The sequence below is a fragment of the Arthrobacter sp. zg-Y820 genome (assembly GCF_030142155.1).
Taxonomy (GTDB): domain Bacteria; phylum Actinomycetota; class Actinomycetes; order Actinomycetales; family Micrococcaceae; genus Arthrobacter_B.
In genome coordinates this window covers 1-21,409 of the sequence record NZ_CP126247.1, presented here as the reverse complement: position 1 = coordinate 21,409, position 21,409 = coordinate 1, and the positions used below count along the sequence as shown (strand labels likewise).

Here is a 21,409-nt window from a genome sequence, read left to right as displayed (position 1 = left end):
ATGAGCGCAGATTTCCTCAAAGGACAGCCCACCCTGAATACCGAGCGGGTGTTGAACGGCCGTTACGAACTCGGCGAGCTGATCGGCCGCGGCGGCATGGCCGATGTGTACCTCGGCCGGGACATTCGGCTGGGCCGTTCCGTGGCCATCAAGGTCCTGCGCCCCGATTTGGCCCGCGATCCGCTGTTCCAGTCCCGGTTCCGGCGCGAGGCACAGGCTGTCGCGGGGCTGAACCACCCGGCGATTGTGTCCGTGTACGATACCGGCGATCAGGAATCCCCAGGGTCCACGCCGGATGATGTCCGCCTGCCGTTCATCGTGATGGAGTTTGTGCGCGGGCGGACCCTGCGCGATCTGGTCAAAGCCGGGGAGATCACCACCGACAAGGCCATTGAGTACATGCTCGGTGTCCTTGCCGCGCTGGAATACAGTCACCGTTCAGGGATTGTGCACCGCGACATCAAGCCGGCCAACGTCATGGTGACCGCCGACGGCGGCGTGAAGGTCATGGACTTCGGCATTGCCCGGGCGATGGCCGATTCTGCCGCGACCATGACCCAAACCCAGGCCGTCATCGGCACCGCGCAGTATCTTTCGCCCGAACAGGCCCGCGGCGAAACCGTGGATGCCCGCAGCGATCTGTATTCAGCCGCCTGCCTGCTCTTCGAAATGCTGGCGGGCCGGCCGCCGTTCATCGGCGACAGTCCCGTTTCCGTGGCGTACCAGCATGTCCGGGAACCTCCGCCCAAGGCCAGCAGCTTTAACGCCGAGATTGCGGCGGAGCTTGACGCTGTGCTGGACCACGGGTTGGCGAAGGACCGCGCGGACCGCTATCAGGACGCCCATGCGTTCCGCGACGCGCTGCTCCGCGTGCGCAGCGGAGCAGCAGCCGTTGAACCGGCACCCGACACCTCCGCCACCGAGGCCCTGACCGTTTCGGCTCCGGCCCGCGCCGCCGTCGACGTCAGCCCCATCGAGGACGAACCCCGCACCCGGGCCATGGCCCGGGTCCGTTCCGGCGGCCCGCTCACCACCGCTCCGGACGGAAACGACGACGACGATGCTCCGGCTTCGCTGTCCATCGGCAACACCGGGGACCGGGATCCGGAGCAGAAGGCCCGCCGGCGCGCCTGGATCACCACAGTCTGCATTGGACTTTTGCTGCTTTTGGGCGCCGGTTCCGTTTTGGCATTCAACCTGATTAATCCCAAGGAAACCGCCCCGGTGACTGCGGTGATGCCCGATGTCCAGTCCAAGACCCAGACCGATGCCCTGAACATCATCCTGGATGCCGGCTTTGGGCCGCCAACCATCGAACCGGAATACAGCGACACGGTTAAGTCCGGCCTTGCCATCGGCACCTCTCCGGAGGGGGGAACCGATGCACCGCTGGATGCCAACGTCACCCTCTTCATTTCGCAGGGACCGTCAACCGTTACGATTCCCGCCAATTTGGCGGGCATGACCGAACCCGAGGCGCGTGATGCCCTCCGCAGCCTGGGCTTGCAGGGCGGAACCACAGCCGAGGCGAACAGTTCTGTGGTTCCGGCGGGCCGGGTGCTCTCCACCACCCCTGGGCTCGGAGAGGCTGTTCCGGTGGAGACCACCGTCGATCTGGTGCTGTCCACCGGCAACGTCACGGTTCCGGATCTCCTCGGCCGTTCGCTGGAGGATGCGCAGGCAATCCTGGCCGACCCGCTCTACGGGCTGACGGTCACAGTCAACGAGGTCGAGGACGCTGTGACTGTCCCCGGAACGGTCACCGCCCAGAGCATCACCGGCGGCATGGATGTGGAACAGGGCAGCACTATCGCCCTGACAGTGGCTAAGGCTCCGCCGGAGCCCACTGAGGAGCCCACTCCCGACCCGAGCGCCTCCCCGGAACCGTCGGAGACGGCGAAGGGGAAGAAGAAGAAGGACGACTAGCGCGGCAGGGGGTCCGCAGCAGTCGACATGAGCGGGCTGAGGGTGGCGGCATGTGCTGCCGCTCCAGCCAGGCCCAGTCCTTCGAGCCAGTTCCCCAGCATCTGGTAGCCGCCTTCGGTGAGCACTGATTCGGGGTGGAACTGCACACCGGAGAGGGGCGCCGAAGCGTGGCGGAGACCCATGATGATTCCGCTGTCGGTCCGGGCGGTCACCTCGAGTTCCGCCGGGATGGTGTCGGCAACTGCTGCCAGCGAGTGGTACCGCGTGGCGGTGACCGGGCTCGGCAGGCCCTGGAACACATCAGTGCCTTCGTGCCGGACCAGCGACGTTTTGCCGTGCATGAGCTCCGGAGCGTGGGTCACAGTCCCGCCGTAGGCTTCGGCCAGTGCCTGATGCCCGAGGCAGATGCCCAGCATCGGCTTGTTGTTTTCTCCGCACCAGCGGATCAGCTCAACGCACACACCCGCCTCGGCCGGGGCTCCGGGCCCCGGGGAGACCAGCACTCCGTCGCGGGCGGCAGCCAGCTCGACCGCCTCGGCCAGGGTGACGTCGTCGTTGCGCACCACCGTGGTCTCGGCCCCCAGCTGCTGCAGGTAGCCGACCAGCGTGTACACAAAGCTGTCGTAGTTGTCGACGACCAGGATTCGAATACTGCTCATGTGGTCTAGGAACCGCCAATCGTGGAATCGGTGAGGGGGCTAAGGAAGCTGTATTCGGAGAACCACGGGAACACGTAGTTCATGAGGAGCAGCACCACGCCGGCGATCAGCACGAGCGCGGTAAGGATGCGGACCCAGAGAGGGCCCGGCAGATTCCGAAAGATCCAAGCGTACATTTTAGCGCGCTCCTTCCGCGTTGTGGGCAACCTGGGCGGCAATCTCGGCCGGCGGACCGGCGGACAGCGGTTGCCAGGACTCCATCAGTGCGTAGGCAATGATCCGTTCCTCCGCCCCGAAGCGGGGGTTGCAGCTGGTGAGGGTCAAAAAGCGCTCGGTCGGCACCGCAGCGGGCTGTGTTGGTACGGGCGCAATGACATCCACGCGGTCCGGCAGGACAATCTGGTTGTTGCGGTAGACGTAGCTGTAGTACCCGTCCTTGGTCTGCACATAGATTTTGTCCCCCGGCACCAGGGTATGGATGGCGTCCAGAACCTGCCCGTGCGTCTGGCGGTGGCCCGCAAGGGCAAAGTTTCCCACTTCTCCGGGCATGGCCGTCGAAGGATAGTGTCCAAGCCCGAGCGAATCCAGCACCGCTGTCCCCACACCGCTGGTTACGGGACGGGAGTAGGTGTCGCCGAAACGTGGAATGTAGACCACGGCAAAGGTGCGTCCTTCTTCCTCAATGGCAGGCAACACAGCCGGGTCGCCGTAATCGGGGCCGGCCGCCTCCGCGGCCGCCTCCGGCACCGGAGCAACCGGTCCATCGAATTCCGAGAACAAGCTGCCAACGGCCTGTTCCTGCTTGTTGTTGGCGTCGATATTGGTCCACCAGAGTTCCCACACGACATAGAGGACCAGGAGCAGTCCGAGAGTGATCAGGAGTTCTCCGAACACCTGGATGACCTGCTGGCTGCGGCTGCGTCCGCGGGAACGGGAACCGGCAGAGCTCCTTCGCGCGTGTGTTGCCCTGCTGGAGGTCGCCATGGTTCCCTTTTCGTTCTAGACCGGACTGGCGTGCGGCGGCACGGATGAGCTCCGCCATTCGCTACGATGAGTACAAGGGAAACAGCCAGGTGCGGTGGCAGCCCCCAGTCAGGATACAGCCGGGCAGCAGCCCGATGCGGCAGCACTGCACCAGCGGCCCCGCCATGACCGTATACGCCGGCATTCAGAGAGCCGGTTCCGCCAGGAGGATCCGTGCCCGAGTCAAAGTCCCGCAAGAAGCCCGCCACCGCAGCACCCGCCGCCAAGGCAAGCTCTGCACCCAAGCCCAACCCGGTTTGGTACAAGCCGGTAATGTTCGGCCTGATGATCATCGGTCTCCTGTGGATTATCGTGTTCTACATTTCCGAGAGCCGGTTCCCCATCCCCGAACTGGGCGCAGGGAACATCCTGGTGGGCTTCGGTATCGCCATTGTCGGCTTCCTGATGACCACCCGCTGGCGCTGACGGCACATCCCGCCACCATCCCCGGCGTCATCCGTTGGTTCGGGCCACCTTGCAGGGTGTCCCTTTCCGGGGGTCCGCCTTCGCGTGGGTGACACCTTTGCATGGGCGACGCCTTTGCGTAGGGCACCGGAAGTCTCACCAGCCAAATAGAAGTTCAGCGACGAGGGCCTGAGCGCGGTATTACACCGGGCTCAGGCCCTCGAGCTTTGCCGAGCATCGTTTGGCGCCGTCCCTTTAAGTGCTTGCATTCAGCAGCGTTGCCAGCCACAGATTCATGGCCACAGGCCGAGCCGGCCCCGCCACAGGTTCCCACTCTTTGGGGCATGAGCCGTCGTGGGGTCACACCAGCCACACCAGGTAACAAAGGCTGGGAACCAGTGCGGGAAACCTGCACGAGGGTGGAGCCGGGACCAAAAACCACAGCCCTGCCGCTGCTCCCCTGCCAGAAGCGCGCCCCGGCCACCCAGTACCAGTCAGAAGCACGAGCCCGGCCGCCCAGTACCAGTCACAAGCACAAACCCGACCGCCACTTCCCTGGCAGAGGCACGAGCCCAGCCCTAGGGTCCCAGCCACAATCACCGGCAGTCCCAAATCCCGGCTCAAAGCCACACGCCAGCCTCATGTGGCCGGCCCGAAGGCCACAAGCCGAGCACGGATTCCCACTCTTTGGGGCACATGAGCCGTCCTGGGATCACACCAGCCACACCAGGTAACAACGGGTGGGAACGAGTGCGGGAAACCTCCGCGGGGTCGGGTTGCCGCCGCGGAACCGGAAATGAGGCCGCTGCAACCCAGCGGCACCAAGACCCGGGGCCCTGTGCAGAACCTTTGTGCACACACTGTGCACAGAGTTATCCACAGGTGTGCGTAACTTTTCGTCCCGTTGGGGCAAAAATCACCGGCATCATAGGCACAGGAGTTATCCACAGCTGTGGAATTACATGTGTGTAACTCAGTTTTGCCTCTGGATAACCTGTTTACAATTGGCCCTACAGCCTGTGGATAACTTGTGATCTCAGGGAACCGGAGTCGACCACTTCCGGGTTCGCCGGTGAAGCCGGGATCCGGTCCGGGCTGTACCCTATCCCTCCCAGGCCCCTTAACCGGCGCGGATTTTGCCGACAGACGACGGCGATCAACCCCGTTTGGCCATGTCTCATCACCACAAGTTATTAACACTGTGGGTATCTCTGTGGATAACGCCCGGCCCGCTGTGGATCACCGGAGCTCCGCGGGGCGGGGACCCTGGAACGGCACGCTCCTGTTGGTCAGGGAACCGGCCAGAGATGCGGAACAGGGCACCGAAGCGGGTGGCCAGGGCGCGGAACAAGGCTCCTAAGCGGGTGCGCCGGGCAGGGGCGCGGATCACCGATCAGGGCAGCGCCCGGCCAAGGCCCTAACAGGCACCACTGCCGAACCGCCCGAACCGGCGCACTGCCGCACCGGCTTAAGCCAGCCTTAGATCAGGCCCTTGGCCCCGGCCAGTACGGCGGAAATGACGCACAGCACCACAACAATCCCGGCGAGGCCGGCAAACTGCACCAGCGACCGGTTTTTGCCCTTGGGTGCGTAAACCAGGACGGCGGCGCACGCGGCGCCGGTCAGCAGCCCGCCCAGATGCGCCTGCCACGCAATGTTGGGGACGAAGAATCCCAGCGCAAAGTTGACGGCCAGCAGGATCAGCACCGACCGCACACTGGCCCGCCGCTGCAGCAGGACCACCAGGAGGGCGCCGAAGAGGCCGAAGATTGCCCCGGACGCTCCCACCACAGCCTGGAAGAGCGGACTGAGCGCCAGCACGCCCACCGATCCTCCCAGCGCCGAGATGAGGTACAGCAGCGCAAAACGGAGCCGGCCCAGTTGCGGCTCGAGCCCCTGTCCCAGGAACCACAGGGCGTAGAGGTTGAAGGCGATGTGCAGGACGCCTCCGGGGGAATGCAGGAATGCCGAGGACAGCATCCGCCAGGGTTCAACGCCGGTGAGGACGGGCGCGTACCAAAGGAGCGAGGTGAAGGGCGGATACAGGAACTGCACCATGAAGAACACCGCGCAGACAGCCATCAGCGTGATCGTGACGACGGGCTTGCCCTGGGCGACCTTTCCGCCGTAGGGCGTCCGGTACGCGGGGGCCTGCCGGCGGCTCTCCTGGAAGCAGTCCTCGCACTGGATGCCCACGGGCGCAGCATGCTGGCACTCCGGGCAGGCCGGGCGGCCGCAGCGCTGGCAGCGGATGTAGCTGATCCGGTCCGGGTGCCGCGGACAGACGGGAACCTGTGAGGCCGGTGTTTCAGCAGGCACTCCATATGACATTGCGGTACTCCCAAAGAGAAATGAGGCCAGATGGACGAAAGGCCCCGGCCGAAAAATCCGACCGGGGCATCCGTGAACGGGTTAGAGCTGTTCGACAGTGATGCTGTTGATAACTACGTCTTCGGCCGGCTTGTCGCGCATGTCGGTGGCGACGGCGTTGAGCTGGTCAACCAGTGCACGTGACTCGTCGTCGGCTACTTCGCCGAAGATCGTGTGCTTGCCCTGCAGCCAGGTGGTGGGGACGGAGGTGATGAAGAACTGGGATCCGTTGGTTCCACGGCCCATCTGCACACCGGCGTTGGCCATGGCCAGCTTGTACGGGGTGGAGAAATCCAGGTCGGGGTTGATCTCGTCGTCGAACTGGTAGCCCGGTCCGCCGGTGCCGCGGCCCAGGGGATCGCCGCCCTGGATCATGAAGTCTTTGATGATGCGGTGGAAGATGGTGCCGTCATACAGCGGGCGGCTGGTCTTCTCTCCTGTTGCCGGGTCGGTCCACTCGATCTCGCCGGTGGCCAGGCCAACAAAGTTCTTAACCGTCTTGGGCGCGTGATTGCCGAAGAGGTTGACCTTGATGTCGCCCATGGACGTGTGGATGGTTGCAAGTGCGGTAGGAATAGCAGTCATATATTTCATTCTTCCACGGCGAACGCGCCGGCGGGCGGAAATTGCCCGGTTCAGCGCACAGTGAAAAGTCCGCCCCGCCCGGAGCATCAATAGCACGCATCCGCCAAGTCAACGTAGGGTAAGGATGAACCGTCACTATCCCGGGAGGTAGTTTTGAAGAAGAAGGACCGCATGGCCCGTGACTTTGAATCCAATGTCACTGCAGGCGTAGAGACCGCACGTGACTGGGCTGCACCGAAGGTGGAAGCTGCTCGTGACTGGGCAGTGCCCCGCATCGAAAAGGGCATCGAGACCGCCTCACCCAAGATCCAGGAAGGCCTCCAGAAGGTCGGAGACGGTGTTGCCGCTGGAGTAGCAACGGTCACCCCCCGCATCCAGGAAGGCCTCCAGAAGGTCGGTCCGAGGATCAGCAAAACCGTGGACGAAGCCACCCCCCGCATCCAGCACACCCTGGACCGCGCCACTCCGGCTATCAACGGAGCGCGGGACAAGGTTGTGGAGGACTACATTCCCAGCCTCTCCACCCGCATCGGTGATGCCTCGGCTACGGTAACCCGCAGCCTGGGTGCCGCTTCGATTCCGGTTCAGACGGCGGTTGCCAAGGCAACCGGCAACAAGAAGGCGCTGAAGAAGGCCCGGAAGGCAGCCGCTCAGGCAGCCAAGGCCGCCCGCAAGAGCCAGAAGGGCGGCGGCAAGGGCTGGCTGATCTTCGGCATCATCGCAGCAGCCGTGGCTGCAGGCGCCGCCGCGTGGCGCGCCTCGCGCCCGGTGGAGGATCCGTGGAAGACGCCGGCACCGGCTAAGCCCGAGACCATTGCGGTTCCCGAGCCCAAGCCCGCCGCTGCCAAGCCCGCCGCCGCACCGACGGCTCCCGCTCCGACGGCTCCCGTGACCCCGGCTCCCAAGCCCGCTGTCAGCAATGCCGACAAGGCTGCTTCCAACGGCAAGGAATCCGCGAAGGAGACCAAGGAGACCGTTGCCAGCATCAAGGAGGCCGCGGAGCGCGCCGCTGCACGGTCCGGTGAAAAGGGCGCGGAGGCCGCCAAGCACAGCAAGGAAGCCGCTTCGAAGGCTGCTGACGCTGCCAAGACCTCCGGTGCACACGCCGACAAGCCCTCGGAGAAGACCGCCGAATAACCCGGTAGCTTCACCGCAGTTCGCTTAGCCAAAGGAGGGCTCCCGCATTCGCGGGAGCCCTCCTTTGCGTGCTGCGTCGGTTCAGTCCCCGATGTCTCCGCCCAGGGCGGGCGGCGCCGGCGGAAGCGCCTGGGCCCGGGAGCGGCGCCCCTGCCCGGTTACGACGACGGCGAGGCCGGCCAGGATAAGCGCCAGCCCGGCGTAGGTTCCCGCCGGCAGCTGCTCGCCGAGGAACACCGCGGCCAGGATGGCGGCACCGGGAATCTCCAACAGGATGATCATGGAAACCACCAGCGGCGAGATCACTGCCAGCAGATGGTTGAACACGGTGTGGCCCAGCAGCTGGGCCACAACGGTCACGGCCAGGATTCCCGCCCACGCGGCCGGTTCAAAGGACACCAGCGGCTGCCCGAAGGCCGCGCACAGCACCAGCAGGAGTGCTGCGCACAGCCCATAGCAGAGCGAGGTGTAGGTGCCGGTGCTCATGGTCGCCCGGGCCTTGCCTCCGGCGATGGTGTACAGCCCGGCCAGCGCCCCGCCGGCCACGGCCAGCAGGTCTCCGATGAGCGCATCGCGGGACAGCGCCAGGTCAAAGCCCGTGATGACGATGACGCCGGCAAGGGCCGCTCCCAGCCCCGCCAGCACCCGGGGAGCGACCGGAATGCCCCGGAACAGGTTGAAGAGCGCGATCCATCCCGCCTGCAGGCAGACCAGGGCCGTCGCCGCAGCCACCGAGGTGAGCTGCAGTGCGGTGATGAAGCAGGCGAAGTGCAGGGCCAGGGCAACTGATGCCAGGGCAGTCCATTTGGTCTCGGCGCGGGTCAGGCGGGCGAAACCTCCCGGATTGCGCAGCACCGCCGGTGCCCCCATGACCACCGCGCCCAGGGCGTTGCGCCAAAAGGCTATGGCCAGGGCGGGGGCTGCCGTGGCTGCCATGATGGGGCCGGAAGCTGATACTCCAAGGACGCCGATCACGGCGAGTAAAACGGTCACAAGAGCAACAATAGGTGACCCGGCGGAGAGTTACGGAACGCGGCAGCTCGAGGGTTAAACGCAGAAAGTCCCGGCCAGCGGCCGGGACTTTCTTTCGGTGGAGGCACGGGGACTCGAACCCCGAACCCCCTGCTTGCAAAGCAGGTGCGCTACCAATTGCGCCATGCCCCCGAAATGTGAACTCATCCAGTGTACCCCACCCGGACCTGCGGTGGAACCGATTCATTCTTTACTGAAGATCAATCAACCTTGTCGGTTGCGGACTTCCAGACGGATTTCTCCACGGCAGTTTCCTGCCATTTTTTTACCGCAAGGATTCCCGCGACTGCCGCTGCAGCTGCTGCCAGCAACTTCTTCACAGTGCCTCCTTGCCTAGTGGCGCATCACCTTGCGGTGATGTTCCGTGGGCGCACCAGGACTTGAACCTGGGACCTCTTCGTTATCAGCGAAGCGCTCTAACCGCCTGAGCTATGCGCCCCGATACCTTCTCGGGCCGAGATAAAACTTTACCCCACCTCCGCCGGGAACCCAAATCCGGATCCCATTTCGGTTCGATTTTCTGCCCGGCCGGCGATTTTGCGGAGCCGGCCGGGCAAAATAATCGGAATTTTGGCGGATTTTTCCGCCTAGTCGTCCGTCAGGGTGACACCGATGCCGCCCACGAGGGTGGAAGCGATGTTGTACAGCACGGAGGCGAGCATGGACAGCGCCGTCAGCAGCAGCACGTTGACGACCGCGATGATGGTCGCGAAGGAGACCACCTGCCCCAGCGATGCGAACTCGCGGAGGTCAAAACCGCCGGATTCGGTGCCGGCAATGTCGCCCAGAAGAGTGTTGACCCGGTCAAAGATCCCCGTCAGGTCCAGGACGGTCCACAGCACGATGGCCGCGACCACTGTCACCACGCCCAGGGCCACCGACAGCAGGAACGCCATCTTCAGCACGGACCAGGGATCGATCTTGCTCACCAGGAGGCGTGCCTTGCGGGCCTTGGCCTTCGGTGCAGGCTTGACGAGCGGTTGCCGGTTGGCCGGAGCGCTCTGACCACCCCCGGGGCGCTGGGCCGGACGCGCGGGTGTCTTTACCCGCGGACCGGTGCCCGACGTCGACCGCGGATTTGAGTTGGTCGAGCTCACTCGTTACCTCCATCTTCTGCTGGCTGCGCATCCTGCGCGGCCGTTGTGTCTGTAGCCAACGGTACTTCATCGGCCTCGGTGCCAGCAGACTCTGCTGCGGTCTGGGGCGCCGTGGTTCCGGCTTCCGGGGCGGCGGGGTTGCCCTCGTCGTCGTCGGCTTCTTCAATGCCCAGATCGCGTTCGGAGTTGCGCGCCACTGCGATGATGCGGTCGTTCTTGTCGGGCTTGGCAAAGATGACGCCCATGGTGTCGCGGCCCTTGGCAGGGACTCCGGCCACGGAGGAGCGGACCACCTTGCCGCCCTGCATGACCACCAGGACTTCGTCTTCCTCCTGCACGATCATGGCGCCGACCAGGTGTCCGCGGTCCTCGGCGTACTTGGCCACCTTGATGCCCAGTCCGCCGCGGCCCTGCACGCGGTATTCCTCCACCGCGGTGCGCTTGGCGTAGCCGCCCTCGGTGACGATGAACACGAAGGAATCTTCGGTCACGACATCGGCGGCCAGCAGTTCATCGTCCTCGCGGAACTTCATGCCGGTCACACCCGAGGTGGCGCGTCCCATGGGGCGCAGGGCATCGTCGGTGGCCGTGAAGCGCAGCGACTGGCCCTTGCGGGAAACCAGCATCAGGTCGTCGGTTTCCGACACCAGCTGGGCGGAGACCAGCTCGTCGCCGTCGCGCAGATTGATCGCGATGACGCCGGCGGAGCGGTTGGTGTCGTAGTCCTCCAGGCGGGTCTTCTTCACCAGGCCGCGCTTAGTGGCGAGCACCAGGTACGGAGCGGCGTCGTAGCCGGGCAGGTCCAGCACCTGGGCGATGTGTTCGTCCGGCTGGAAGGCCAGCAGGTTCGCCACGTGCTGGCCCTTGGCGTCGCGGCCGGCTTCGGCCAGCTCATAGGCCTTGGCGCGGTAGACCCGGCCCAGGTTGGTGAAGAACAGCAGCCAGTGGTGCGTGGTGGTGACGAAGAAGTGCTCGACGACGTCGTCGCCGCGCAGCTGCGCGCCCTTGATGCCCTTGCCGCCGCGGGCCTGCTGCCGGTAGTTGTCGCTGCGCGTGCGCTTGACGTAGCCGCCGCGGGTAATGGTGACCACCATTTCCTCTTCGGGAATGAGGTCTTCCATGCTCATGTCGCCGTCGTAGCCCATGAGGATGTGCGTGCGGCGGTCGTCACCGTACTTGTCGGTGATTTCGCGCAGCTCGTCGCTGACGATCTGGCGCTGGCGCGCCTCCGAAGCGAGGATCGAGTTGTATTCGGCGATTTCGAGCTGCAGCTTCGCGTACTGGTCCTGGATCTTCTGCCGTTCCAGGGCAGCCAGTCGGCGCAGCTGCATGTCCAGGATGGCCTGGGCCTGCAGCTCGTCGATGTCCAGCAGGCCCATCAGGCCGGTTCGGGCCTCTTCGACGGTGGTGGAGCGGCGGATCAGGGCAATGACGTCGTCCAGGGCATCCAGGGCCTTGAGCAGGCCCAGCAGGATGTGGGCCACTTCTTCGGCCTTGCGCAGCCGGTAGCGGGTGCGCCGAACGATCACTTCGAGCTGGTGGGTGACCCAGTGCCGGATGAAGGCGTCCAGGCTCAGGGTGCGCGGCACCCCGTCCACGATCGCGAGCATGTTGGCGCCGAAGTTTTCCTGCAGCTGGGTGTGCTTGTAGAGGTTATTCAGCACCACCTTGGGCACGGCGTCGCGCTTGAGCACGATGACCAGGCGCTGGCCGGTGCGGCCCGAGGTTTCATCGCGCATGTCGGCGATGCCGGTGACCTTGCCGTCCTTGACCAACTCGGCGATCTTGATCGCCAGGTTGTCGGGGTTGGCCTGGTAGGGGAGTTCGGTGACCACCAGGCAGGTGCGGCCCTGGAGTTCCTCGACGCTGACGACGGCGCGCATGGTGATGGAGCCGCGGCCGGTGCGGTAGGCATCCTCGATGCCCTTGTGGCCCAGGATCTGTGCGCCGGTGGGGAAGTCCGGGCCCTTGATGCGGCGGATCAGTTCCTCGAGCAGCACATCGTTGGGTGCTTCCGGGTTTTCCAGGTACCACTGGACGCCGTCGGCCACTTCGCGCAGGTTGTGCGGCGGAATGTTGGTGGCCATGCCCACGGCGATGCCGGAGGAGCCGTTGACCAGGAGGTTCGGGAAGCGGGCCGGCAGGATCGTCGGCTCCTGGTTCCGGCCGTCGTAGTTGTCCATGAAGTCGACGGTTTCCTCGTCGATGTCACGGACCATTTCCATGGCCAGCGGGGCCATCTTGGTTTCGGTGTACCGGGGTGCCGCGGCGCCGTCGTTGCCGGGGGAGCCGAAGTTTCCCTGCCCCAGGGCCAGCGGATAGCGCATGGTCCAGTCCTGGATCAGGCGGACCAGGGCGTCGTAAATGGCCGAGTCGCCGTGCGGGTGGTACTGGCCCATGACTTCGCCGACCACGCGGGCGCACTTGTTGAACGAGCGCTCCGGGCGGTAGCCGCCGTCGAACATCGCGTACAGGACACGGCGGTGCACGGGCTTCAGGCCGTCGCGAACATCCGGGAGGGCGCGCCCCACGATGACCGCCATGGCGTAGTCCAGGTAGGACCGCTGCATTTCAGTCTGCAGATCGATCTGTTCAACCCGGTCTGAGAGGGTCTCTTCACTCATTGGTTGTTCCGTTCTTCAAAAGCTCTGTAAATCCGCTGACGCTGAGGAGGGGTGGCGTGGTCCTAGATGTCCAGGAAGCGCACATCCTTGGCGTTCTGCTGGATGAAGTTGCGGCGTGATTCCACGTCCTCGCCCATCAGGACGGAGAAGATTTGGTCCACGGCGGCGGCATCGTCCATGGTGACCTGCAGCAGCGTGCGGTGGTCGGGATCCATGGTGGTGTCCCAGAGCTCGGTGTAGTCCATCTCGCCCAGGCCCTTGTAGCGCTGGATGCCGTTGTCCTTGGGCAGGCGCTGGTTGTTCGCCAGCCCGCGGGACACCACCTCGTCGCGTTCGCGGTCGCTGTAGACGTAGTCGTGGGCGTGGTTGGACCACTTGATCCGGTACAGCGGGGGCTGCGCCAGGTACACGAAGCCGCTCTCAATCAGCGGGCGCATGTAGCGGAAGAGCAGCGTCAGCAGCAGCGTGGTGATGTGCTGGCCGTCGACGTCGGCATCGGCCATCAGCACGATCTTGTGATAGCGGGCCTTCTCCACGTCGAAGTCCTCGCCGATGCCCGCGCCGAACGCGGTGATCATGGACTGGACCTCGGCGTTGCCCAGGGCCCGGTCCAGGCGTGCGCGCTCCACGTTCAGGATCTTGCCGCGCAGCGGCAGGATGGCCTGGGTCTCGGGGTTGCGGCCGCGGACGGCGGAACCGCCGGCCGAGTCACCCTCCACAATGTAGATTTCGGACTTGGACGGGTCCTTGGAGGAGCAGTCCTTGAGCTTGCCGGGCATGCCGCCGGATTCCAGCAGGCCCTTGCGGCGGGTCGATTCGCGGGCCTTGCGGGCCGCGAGGCGGGCCTGGGAGGCCTGGATCGACTTGCGGATCACGTCGCGGGCCGGGCCGGGGTTGCGCTCCAGCCAGTCGCCGAGCTGGTCGGTGACGACCCGCTGCACGAAGCCCTTGACCTCGGAGTTGCCGAGCTTGGTCTTCGTCTGGCCCTCAAACTGCGGTTCCGCCAGCTTCACCGAGATGACGGCCGTCAGGCCCTCGCGGATGTCGTCGCCGGTGAGGTTGTCATCCTTTTCCTTGATGATGTTCTTCTCGCGGGCGTAGCGGTTGATCAGCGACGTCATTGCGGCGCGGAAGCCCTCTTCGTGGGTGCCGCCCTCGTGCGTGTTGATCGTGTTGGCGTAGGTGTGGACGCTCTCCGAGTAGGCGGTGGTCCACTGCAGGGCCATTTCCACGGCCATCTTTTTGTCATTGTCTTCGGTCTCGAAGGCAATGACGTCGTCGTGGATGGCCTCGTACCGCTTGGACGTGTTCAGGTGCTTGACGTAGTCCAGCAGCCCGTCCTTGTACATGTAGTCGACCACGCGGTGCTTGGGGCCCGTGTCTTCGCTGTCCTCGCCCGGGGCAGCGGTGATTTCCTCGGGGCCTTCCTCAAGCGTCCGCTCGTCAGTGAGCACGATCCGCAGACCCTTGTTCAGGAACGCCATCTGCTGGAAGCGGGCGCGGAGGGTTTCGAAATCGAATTCAGTGGACTCGAAGATGCTGGCGTCCGGATAGAACGTCTGAATCGTTCCGGTGGCGTCGGTCGCCTCGCCCTTGCGCAGGCCGCCCACCGGGTGGCCGCCGTCGGCGAAGGACTGGTGCCAGACAAAGCCCTGCCGGCGGATTTCGGTCTCCACCCGCGCGGAGAGAGCGTTCACAACTGAGATGCCCACGCCGTGCAGACCGCCGGAAACGGCATAACCGCCGCCGCCGAACTTGCCGCCGGCGTGCAGGATGGTCATGACAACCTGGACCGTCGGCATGTTTTCGGTCGGATGCATGTCCACCGGGATGCCGCGGCCGTTGTCCTCGACCCGCACGCCGCCGTCGGCCTGCAGGGTGATGTTGATCCGGTCGCAATAGCCGGCCAGGGCCTCGTCCACCGAGTTGTCGACCACTTCATAGACCAGGTGGTGCAGACCGCGGGGCCCGGTGGAACCGATGTACATGCCCGGGCGTTTCCGAACGGCCTCGAGGCCCTCCAGCACGGTGATTTCGTTGGCACCGTATTCGTGCGGAGTGGCCTTTTCGGGCTCGCTGGTGTGCTCTGCTGTTACGTCAGCGTTGTCCATCTCATTGTCGTTAGCCACAGGTGCTGTCGACTCCTCAGTGTGTTGGTCAAAAATTGATGCCTCTCCCCAGGACAGGCATCTCAACTTCCAATTCTACCGTGCCGCAGGGTCCATTACGGCCCAAAACACCCTGCTAGCGGCCACCAAAGCTGGCTATGAGCCCATATCGCCCCCGACTCGGGGTCCGGATATGGCCGGAGGGGTTTCGGAGCCGCTGAAAGCCACAGAGCAACTGTGAGGGGGAGTACTTTCGGCTCCGGGTGAAAGCCCCGCCGCCGGGGTGTCGGCCGCGCCGCGGCGGGTCCGGTTCTGCGGTTCCGGTGCTATCCGTAGGTGTCCCGCGGGCCGCGTCCCTTGACGGTGCGCAGCCCCTTGCGCCAGTTGGGCGCGGCCGGACCGATCACTTCGATCTTGGTGACGACGCCGGGGCCGAGTTCCGCATCGAACCGGCTGATCAGCGCGCTGCGCAGCAGCCGCAGCTGGGTGGCCCAGGCGGTGGAATCGCAGCGGACCTGAACCGTGGTGTCAGAGAAGGACTCCGGCTTGCAGTGCGCGCTGACATCGGCTCCGACCAGTTCTTCCCACCGTGAAATCACCGACCCCACTGCCACGGGGGAGTTCCAGCCGCGTTCGCTGACGAACCGGTTGAAAACCTTGCCCACGCCCTGGGGATCCCGGCCGGTGTATTCACCCGGCACGAACGGCAGCGCGGCCCGGCGGTGTCCGGCCTTGCGCCGGCCGGCCGGGATCCGCTGGTTGCCGCGGGCCTGGGCGGCCTGCCGCATCCGGTTCAGCTGGGCCTGGGCCGCGTCCTGGCGGATTTCCGCCTCGTCGGTTTCCGGCCGGCCCGTGGCGCCTGCGGGCGGCAGCCCGGCTCCGGGATCCGGTGTGGTTCCCTCGCCGCCTTGTCCGTCAGACGGCGGGAACACTGATGCCTCCGGGAACCACTGTGATCAGTTCCCCGGCCAGGGCTTCGGGAATGTCTCCCGCCACGGCGGCGGTGACGAGCACCTGTTCGGCGCCGGAGACGATGCCGGCGAGCCGGCTGCGGCGCTGGACATCGAGTTCGGCAAAGACGTCGTCCAGGATCAGGATGGGTCCGGCTCCCGGGCTCTCGTCGTCGTCGAGGAGCAGGTAATACGTTCCCAGCCGCAGGGCCAGTGCGAAGGACCAGGTCTCACCGTGGGAGGCGTACCCCTTGGCCGGTGCCTGACCCAGAATGAGCTCAAGATCGTCCCGGTGCGGACCCACCAGCGAGACTCCGCGCTCAATTTCCCGGCGGCGGTTGGCCAGGAAGGCCGCCAGGAAACGCTCGGTCAGCTCGGCTTCGGTGAGCGCGTACAGCTCCTCCGGGTCGGGATCGCCGACGACGGCGCCGTCGTCGTTCACCGCGCCCTGAAGGGTTGAGCGGTAGACGGCGCGGGCGGCCTTGGAGCCGTCCGTCAGGTCCCGGTAGGCGCTCTGCAGATGCGGCTGCAGCCGGCGCAGTGCCTGCAGCCGGGCCGCGAGCAGGCGGGCGCCCGCAACGGCCATGTGCTGGTCCCAGACTTCCAGGGTCGCTTCGTGGGAGGCGGTGAAGCGGCCCGCTGCGCGGGCCGATTTCAGCAGGGCGTTGCGCTGTTTGAGCACGCGCTCATAGTCGCTGCGGGTGGCAGCATGGTGCGGCACCAGCGAGACGATCAGGTCGTCGATGAACTTGCGCCGGCTGGACGGGTCGCCCTTGACCAGGGTGAGGTCTTCCGGAGCAAACAGGACCGTCCGGCACAGCCCCAGGATCTCCCGCGCGCGCACCGGGTTGGCGCGGTTGATCCGGGCGCGGTTCGTCCGGCCGGGATTGAGTTCCAGCTCCACGCTGGTGCGCCGGGTGCCCTTCACCAGCCTGGCCCGCACCAGCGCCTGGTCAGCATCGAAGGCGACCAGCGGGGCATCGGTGCTGACCCGGTGCGAGGACAGGGACGCCAGGTAGCCGATCGCTTCGACAATGTTGGTTTTGCCGGTCCCGTTGGGCCCGACGAAAACGGTGACTCCGGGTTTGAGCTCCAGATCCAGCTGCGCGTAGCTGCGGAAGCCGGTCAGTGAGAGGTAATCAATGTACAAACCCGTCCACCTTTGTCCTGCCTTCCGCTTGGCCGTTTTTCTGTTCCTGCTGTCCTGCGTTCCTGCTGTTTCACCGAAAGCCGTCCGGCAGGTTCCTGTCTTCCAGCCTACTGCCGCCGGACTACTCCGGGCTGCCGGTGCCGTCGACGGCGGCCGGCGGCAGGTCCGGGAGCGGTTGCGGGGGCTGCTGCAGTGCCTCCGCCGGTGCACCGGCGGGCTTCGCCGGGTGTCCCCCGAACTGGTTCCGCAGTGCCGCCACCATCTTCATGGCCGGAGATTCGTCCTGCCGGGACGCGAACCTGGCGTACAGGGCTGCGGTAAGGGCCGGCGCCGGGATGCCGCTGGCAACAGCCTCCTCGACCGCCCATCTGCCGGCCCCGGAATCCTCCGCGTAACCGGCAATCCGGCTCAGCTCGGGATCTTCATCCAGGGCATTGAGCGCCAGGTCAAGCAGCCAGGAGCGGATCACGGTGCCGTCCTGCCAGGCGTGCATGACGGCGGGCGCATCCGTGATGATGTCCTTGCCGGCCAGCAGCTCGTATCCCTCGGCGTAGGCCTGCATGAGACCGTACTCGATGCCGTTGTGAATCATCTTGGCGTAGTGCCCCGCACCCACGCTGCCCGCATGCACGAAGCTCCGCTCCCGGGGGCCCTCTGGCCGCAGGGCGTCGAAGACGGGCATCGCCAGGGCAACATCTTCCGCGTTGCCGCCGACCATCAGGGCGTAGCCGTTTTCCTGGCCCCAAACGCCTCCGGAGACACCGCAGTCCACATACCGGATGCCGGCGGCGGCCAGCTTCTGCGCGTTGGCGAGATCGGCGTCGTAGCGGGAGTTGCCGCCCTCGATGACCAGGTCTCCGCCGGCCAGGACCTCGGCCAGATCAGCGATCACGGCATCGGTGACTTCTCCGGCCGGAAGCATTACCCACACCACCCGCGGCGAGGGCAGCTCAGCCACCAGTTCGGTCAGCGACATCACGTCGCTGACCACCGGATTCCGGTCGAAACCGGTGACGTCGATACCGTTGCGGCGCAGCCGCTCACGCATGTGGAAACCCATTTTGCCGAGTCCGATGAGGCCAATGTGCATTTCGGGTTCCTCTTCCTTGCGTCCGCGGCCGGAGCGGGCCCCGCCCTACTGGTTGGGCAGCCGGACCGGCATCAGCAGGTACCGGTAGTCTTCCTGGTCATCGCCGGTGAGTTCTTCCTGAGCGGAAATCACGGCCGGCTTCGGCGGCGTGGTGAACGAAAAGCGCACGTACTTGCTCGGGAAGGCGCCCAGGCCCTCGCTGAGGTAATGCGGGTTGAAGGCGACAGTGATGTCGTCGCCAATCAGGGATGCTTCCAGCGCCTCGGAGGCCTGGGCATCTTCTCCCGTGCCGGCGTCCAGCGTGACCTGGCCGTCGGTGAAGGCGAGCCGCACGGGGGTGTTCCGCTCGGCAACCAGCGACACGCGGCGCACGGCTTCCACCAGGGCGCTGGTTTCCACGGTGGCGTGGATCGGGGTGTTGTCCGGAAACAGCGACCGGATTTTGGGGTAGTCGCCGTCCACCAGCAGCGAGGTGGTGCGGCGTCCGCCGCTTTCAAACCCGATGAGTTCGCTGTCATCCGAGAACGCGATGTTCAGGTCTCCGCCGCCGCCGAGGGTCTTGGCAACTTCGTTGAGGGTCTTGGCCTTGACCAGTGCGCTGGTGGAGATGCCGGGGGTGGCCGGCTTCCAGGACAGCTCGCGCAGGGCAAGCCGGTACCGGTCGGTGGCCAGGAAGGTGATGAGGTCATCTTCGATCTCCATCCGCACCCCGGTCAGGATCGGCAAGGTGTCGTCGCGGCTGGCGGCGATGATGACCTGGGACACGGCCTGCGCGAAGGCTTCGCCGTCGACGACGCCGCTGACCTCCGGAAGCGCCGGCAGCTCCGGATACTCGGCAACGGGCATGGTCGCCAGGTTGAAGCGGCTGTTGCGGCAGGTCAGCGTGACCTTCGATCCGTCCGTTTCAACTTCGACGGGAGCAGACGGAAGGCTGCGGCAGATTTCGGCCAGGAGCCGGCCGGAAACCAAGATGGTGCCTTCTTCGGCGATGTCGGCGGCGATCTGAAGCCGGGCCGAGATCTCGTAGTCGAAGCTGGCAATGCTCAGTGATCCGCTCTCCGCCCGAATCAGCAGGCCCGACAGAACCGGAACCGGGGGACGCGGCGAGAGGGAACGCGCTGTCCATGTAACCGCTTCGGCCAGGACATCCCGCTCAACTCTGAACTTCACTGCAGGGTGCCGCCTTTCACAACGTACTTTTCAGTACAACTGAATCTTCATGACAAGTGAGGGAGCGTCGCGTGCCCTGCGGCGCCGCAGCTGCGCCGCATTTCGAGACACCATCTCAGGATGGGCCGCGAATGACAACAATACTCCGTGCCAGCTTAGCTTCCGACCCGCTGTTGATGCACGGTGTCCAAGTCTCCGCTGATCCGCCACCGGCTCTTCATGGAAGACATCAGATGTTCGTCCCGTGCAGGATGCGAGGGTGGTCCGGAAAGGTCAGATGTTATTTGGAGGAACCGAATTTCTTAAGGTTCGTAGTGTTAATAACTCCTGTGGATACTGTGGATAACCCGGCCCATCGGGGCGTCATGGCGGTTTAAGCCTGTGGATAACCTGTGGGTCCCCGCTGCGGGGATCTCGCCGGGCTGTGGGGAACTTTTCTGTAATTCCGCGTATCCACAGGGAAGTGCTGCTTGCGAGGAGTTATCCACCGGGTTATCCACACCCTTGTCCACATCTGTTAATTTTGAGCCCCTGCGGGGCCCCGGATCCCCGCCAGCGCGCGGATTATGCCTCGCGCTGCTGCTGCTTGATTCGGTTGGTAAGTTCCGTGACCTGGTTGTAGATGGCCCGGCGCTCGGCCATGAGCTCCCGGATTTTACGGTCCGCGTGGATGACTGTGGTGTGGTCCCGGCCGCCCAGCTCCTGGCCGATCTTGGGCAGCGACATGTCGGTCAGTTCCCGGCAGAGGTACATGGCGATCTGCCGGGCCGTGACCAATGTGCGGGTTCGTGATTTCGAGCAAAGTTCCTCGAGGCTGATCTGGAAGTACGCTGCCGTCTGCCCGAGGATCGATGCGGCGGTGATCTCCTGTGCGCCGTCGTCGGTGATCAGGTCCTTGAGCACGATTTCGGCCAGGCCGACGTCCACCTGCTGCCGGTTCAGGCTGGCGAACGCGGTCACGCGGATCAGCGCACCCTCAAGTTCCCGGATGTTGGTGGAAATTTTGGATGCGATGTACTCCAGGACATCGTCCGGAGCGCTGAGGCTGTCGCCGATGGCCTTTTTGCGCAGGATCGCAATCCGGGTTTCCAGCTCCGGCGGCTGCACATCGGTCAACAGGCCCCATTCAAAGCGTGAGCGCATGCGCTCCTCGAAGCCGGAGAGCTGCTTCGGCGGGAGGTCCGAGGTGATGACGACCTGCTTGTTGTGGTTGTGCAGGGCGTTGAAGGTGTGGAAAAACTCTTCCTGCGTGGCATCCTTGTTGGCCAGGAACTGGATGTCATCGATCAGCAGAATGTCCACGTTCCGGTAGAGCTGCTTGAAGCTGGCGCCCTCGTCATAGCGGATGGAGTTGATGAAGTCGTTGGTGAACTCCTCGGAATTCACGTAGCGCACCCGGATGCCGGTGTAGAGATGCCGTGCGTAGTGTCCGATGGCGTGCAGCAGGTGGGTCTTCCCCAGCCCCGAGTCGCCGTAGATGAACAGCGGGTTGTAGGCCTTGGCCGGTGCTTCGGCTACTGCGACGGCTGCGGCGTGGGCGAACCGGTTGGAAGAACCGATCACGAAGGTTTCGAAAACATACTTGGGATTCAGCCGGCCGAACTCCTGGGAGGTGCTCGGCGGCGTCGGCGACGGCGCGCTCTCTCCGCTGGGAACCGGGCTGGGAGCCGGCCGCTCGGGTTCGGGCTCGGGATCGGCCTTCACCGCCGGGATCATGTCAGCGTCAATGACAAAGGCACACTGGATGTCGGCCTGGAAGACTCCGCGGAGCACCTCGTCCAGAATGTGCTTGAGCTGCGTCTGCAGGACTTCGCGGGTGAGCTCGTTCGGAACGGCCACCAGCAGAGTTGTTCCGATCAGGCCCTGGGCCTGGGCCAGGACCACGAATCCGCGCTGCCGCGGAGAGACCCGGTCATCGGTTTCCAGTGTCCGAATGACCTTGCGCCAGGAACTGCCGACGTCGTTGATTTCGTCCGTGCCCACAAAAACCTCTCGTGATCGCCCTCAGCGGTCTCAGAAAACATGGAAGCCCGAGCGGGTTTCCGGCGGTTCATCCACAGACTTATACACAGTTGGTGGATAA

General features: G+C 65.0%; 18 protein-coding genes and 2 tRNA genes. 3 read left to right on the top strand and 17 right to left on the bottom strand.

The genetic code is table 11. The features are described from left to right. Positions 1-1,926 (top strand): Stk1 family PASTA domain-containing Ser/Thr kinase, encoded by a 1,926-nt coding sequence (gene pknB, locus QNO08_RS00100; RefSeq protein ID WP_229966496.1) that lies wholly within the window; start codon positions 1-3, stop codon positions 1,924-1,926. On the opposite strand, the gene QNO08_RS00095 is transcribed toward pknB, so the two are convergent. The 3 genes from QNO08_RS00095 to QNO08_RS00085 are packed head-to-tail and all read right to left on the bottom strand — an operon-like array spanning position 1,923 to position 3,569. Next, a complete protein-coding gene (locus QNO08_RS00095) occupies positions 1,923-2,585 on the bottom strand; it encodes an aminodeoxychorismate/anthranilate synthase component II (RefSeq protein WP_229966495.1) in 663 nt (220 codons plus the stop codon). The genes pknB and QNO08_RS00095 overlap by 4 nt on opposite strands. 5 nt (positions 2,586-2,590) lie before the next feature. Beyond that, a complete protein-coding gene (locus QNO08_RS00090) occupies positions 2,591-2,761 on the bottom strand; it encodes a hypothetical protein (protein ID WP_229966494.1) in 171 nt (56 codons plus the stop codon). A gap of 1 nt (position 2,762) precedes the next feature. Beyond that, entirely contained in the window at positions 2,763-3,569 is an 807-nt protein-coding gene (locus tag QNO08_RS00085) for a class E sortase (RefSeq protein WP_229966493.1), read from the bottom strand. A gap of 213 nt (positions 3,570-3,782) precedes the next feature. Between QNO08_RS00085 and QNO08_RS00080 the strand changes: the two genes are divergently transcribed. Beyond that, a complete protein-coding gene (locus QNO08_RS00080; protein ID WP_229966492.1) occupies positions 3,783-4,034 on the top strand; it encodes a cell division protein CrgA in 252 nt (83 codons plus the stop codon). A gap of 1,458 nt (positions 4,035-5,492) precedes the next feature. On the opposite strand, the gene QNO08_RS00075 is transcribed toward QNO08_RS00080, so the two are convergent. Both QNO08_RS00075 and QNO08_RS00070 read right to left on the bottom strand, forming a co-directional pair. After that, positions 5,493-6,209, bottom strand: coding sequence for a rhomboid family intramembrane serine protease (locus QNO08_RS00075; RefSeq protein WP_331461782.1), 717 nt, complete (start codon positions 6,207-6,209; stop codon positions 5,493-5,495). A 216-nt stretch (positions 6,210-6,425) separates the two neighbouring features. Then, positions 6,426-6,968, bottom strand: a complete 543-nt coding sequence (locus tag QNO08_RS00070; RefSeq protein ID WP_229966490.1) for a peptidylprolyl isomerase — start codon at positions 6,966-6,968, stop codon at positions 6,426-6,428. Positions 6,969-7,139: 171 nt separating this feature from the next. On the opposite strand from QNO08_RS00070, the gene QNO08_RS00065 reads away from it, so the two are divergent. Further along, positions 7,140-8,105, top strand: coding sequence for a hypothetical protein (locus QNO08_RS00065; protein ID WP_229966489.1), 966 nt, complete (start codon positions 7,140-7,142; stop codon positions 8,103-8,105). A gap of 81 nt (positions 8,106-8,186) precedes the next feature. On the opposite strand, the gene QNO08_RS00060 is transcribed toward QNO08_RS00065, so the two are convergent. From QNO08_RS00060 to dnaA, 12 genes are all read right to left on the bottom strand, one after another. Next, complete coding sequence (locus QNO08_RS00060; RefSeq protein ID WP_229966488.1) at positions 8,187-9,098, bottom strand: DMT family transporter; 912 nt, start codon at positions 9,096-9,098, stop codon at positions 8,187-8,189. A gap of 98 nt (positions 9,099-9,196) precedes the next feature. After that, positions 9,197-9,269: transfer RNA gene (locus QNO08_RS00055), tRNA-Ala, on the bottom strand. Positions 9,270-9,337: 68 nt separating this feature from the next. Then, entirely contained in the window at positions 9,338-9,457 is a 120-nt protein-coding gene (locus QNO08_RS00050) for a DLW-39 family protein (protein ID WP_229966487.1), read from the bottom strand. 45 nt (positions 9,458-9,502) lie between these two features. Next, positions 9,503-9,576 (bottom strand) — tRNA-Ile (locus QNO08_RS00045). A gap of 148 nt (positions 9,577-9,724) precedes the next feature. Then, positions 9,725-10,234 (bottom strand): DUF3566 domain-containing protein, encoded by a 510-nt coding sequence (locus tag QNO08_RS00040; RefSeq protein WP_229966486.1) that lies wholly within the window; start codon positions 10,232-10,234, stop codon positions 9,725-9,727. Then, positions 10,231-12,858: a DNA gyrase subunit A gene (gyrA, locus tag QNO08_RS00035; protein WP_229966485.1), complete on the bottom strand. Its 2,628-nt coding sequence runs from the start codon at positions 12,856-12,858 to the stop codon at positions 10,231-10,233. Before gyrA ends, QNO08_RS00040 begins: the two co-directional genes overlap by 4 nt. A 62-nt stretch (positions 12,859-12,920) precedes the next feature. Then, on the bottom strand, positions 12,921-14,987 hold the full coding sequence (gyrB, locus tag QNO08_RS00030) for a DNA topoisomerase (ATP-hydrolyzing) subunit B (protein ID WP_442860514.1): 2,067 nt from the start codon (positions 14,985-14,987) through the stop codon (positions 12,921-12,923). 305 nt (positions 14,988-15,292) lie between these two features. After that, entirely contained in the window at positions 15,293-15,898 is a 606-nt protein-coding gene (locus QNO08_RS00025) for a DciA family protein (protein WP_442860513.1), read from the bottom strand. Continuing rightward, complete coding sequence (recF, locus tag QNO08_RS00020; protein ID WP_229966484.1) at positions 15,882-17,066, bottom strand: DNA replication/repair protein RecF; 1,185 nt, start codon at positions 17,064-17,066, stop codon at positions 15,882-15,884. Before recF ends, QNO08_RS00025 begins: the two co-directional genes overlap by 17 nt. Before the next feature lie 121 nt (positions 17,067-17,187). Further along, positions 17,188-18,156 (bottom strand): phosphogluconate dehydrogenase (NAD(+)-dependent, decarboxylating), encoded by a 969-nt coding sequence (gene gnd / locus QNO08_RS00015; RefSeq protein ID WP_229966483.1) that lies wholly within the window; start codon positions 18,154-18,156, stop codon positions 17,188-17,190. Positions 18,157-18,201: 45 nt separating this feature from the next. Continuing rightward, on the bottom strand, positions 18,202-19,326 hold the full coding sequence (gene dnaN / locus QNO08_RS00010) for a DNA polymerase III subunit beta (RefSeq protein ID WP_229966482.1): 1,125 nt from the start codon (positions 19,324-19,326) through the stop codon (positions 18,202-18,204). 564 nt (positions 19,327-19,890) lie between these two features. Then, complete coding sequence (gene dnaA, locus QNO08_RS00005; RefSeq protein WP_229966481.1) at positions 19,891-21,309, bottom strand: chromosomal replication initiator protein DnaA; 1,419 nt, start codon at positions 21,307-21,309, stop codon at positions 19,891-19,893. Positions 21,310-21,409: the final 100 nt, after the last annotated feature.

Bases quoted from the DNA above. Each gene is read 5' to 3' on its own strand.
- gnd (WP_229966483.1), bottom strand. From the start codon at position 18,156: ATGCACATTGGCCTCATCGGACTCGGCAAAATGGGTTTCCACATGCGT.
- QNO08_RS00090 (WP_229966494.1), bottom strand. From the start codon at position 2,761: ATGTACGCTTGGATCTTTCGGAATCTGCCGGGCCCTCTCTGGGTCCGC.
- QNO08_RS00095 (WP_229966495.1), bottom strand. From the start codon at position 2,585: ATGAGCAGTATTCGAATCCTGGTCGTCGACAACTACGACAGCTTTGTG.
- QNO08_RS00085 (WP_229966493.1), bottom strand. From the start codon at position 3,569: ATGGCGACCTCCAGCAGGGCAACACACGCGCGAAGGAGCTCTGCCGGT.
- pknB (WP_229966496.1), top strand. From the start codon at position 1: ATGAGCGCAGATTTCCTCAAAGGACAGCCCACCCTGAATACCGAGCGG.
- gyrA (WP_229966485.1), bottom strand. From the start codon at position 12,858: ATGAGTGAAGAGACCCTCTCAGACCGGGTTGAACAGATCGATCTGCAG.
- QNO08_RS00070 (WP_229966490.1), bottom strand. From the start codon at position 6,968: ATGACTGCTATTCCTACCGCACTTGCAACCATCCACACGTCCATGGGC.
- QNO08_RS00065 (WP_229966489.1), top strand. From the start codon at position 7,140: ATGGCCCGTGACTTTGAATCCAATGTCACTGCAGGCGTAGAGACCGCA.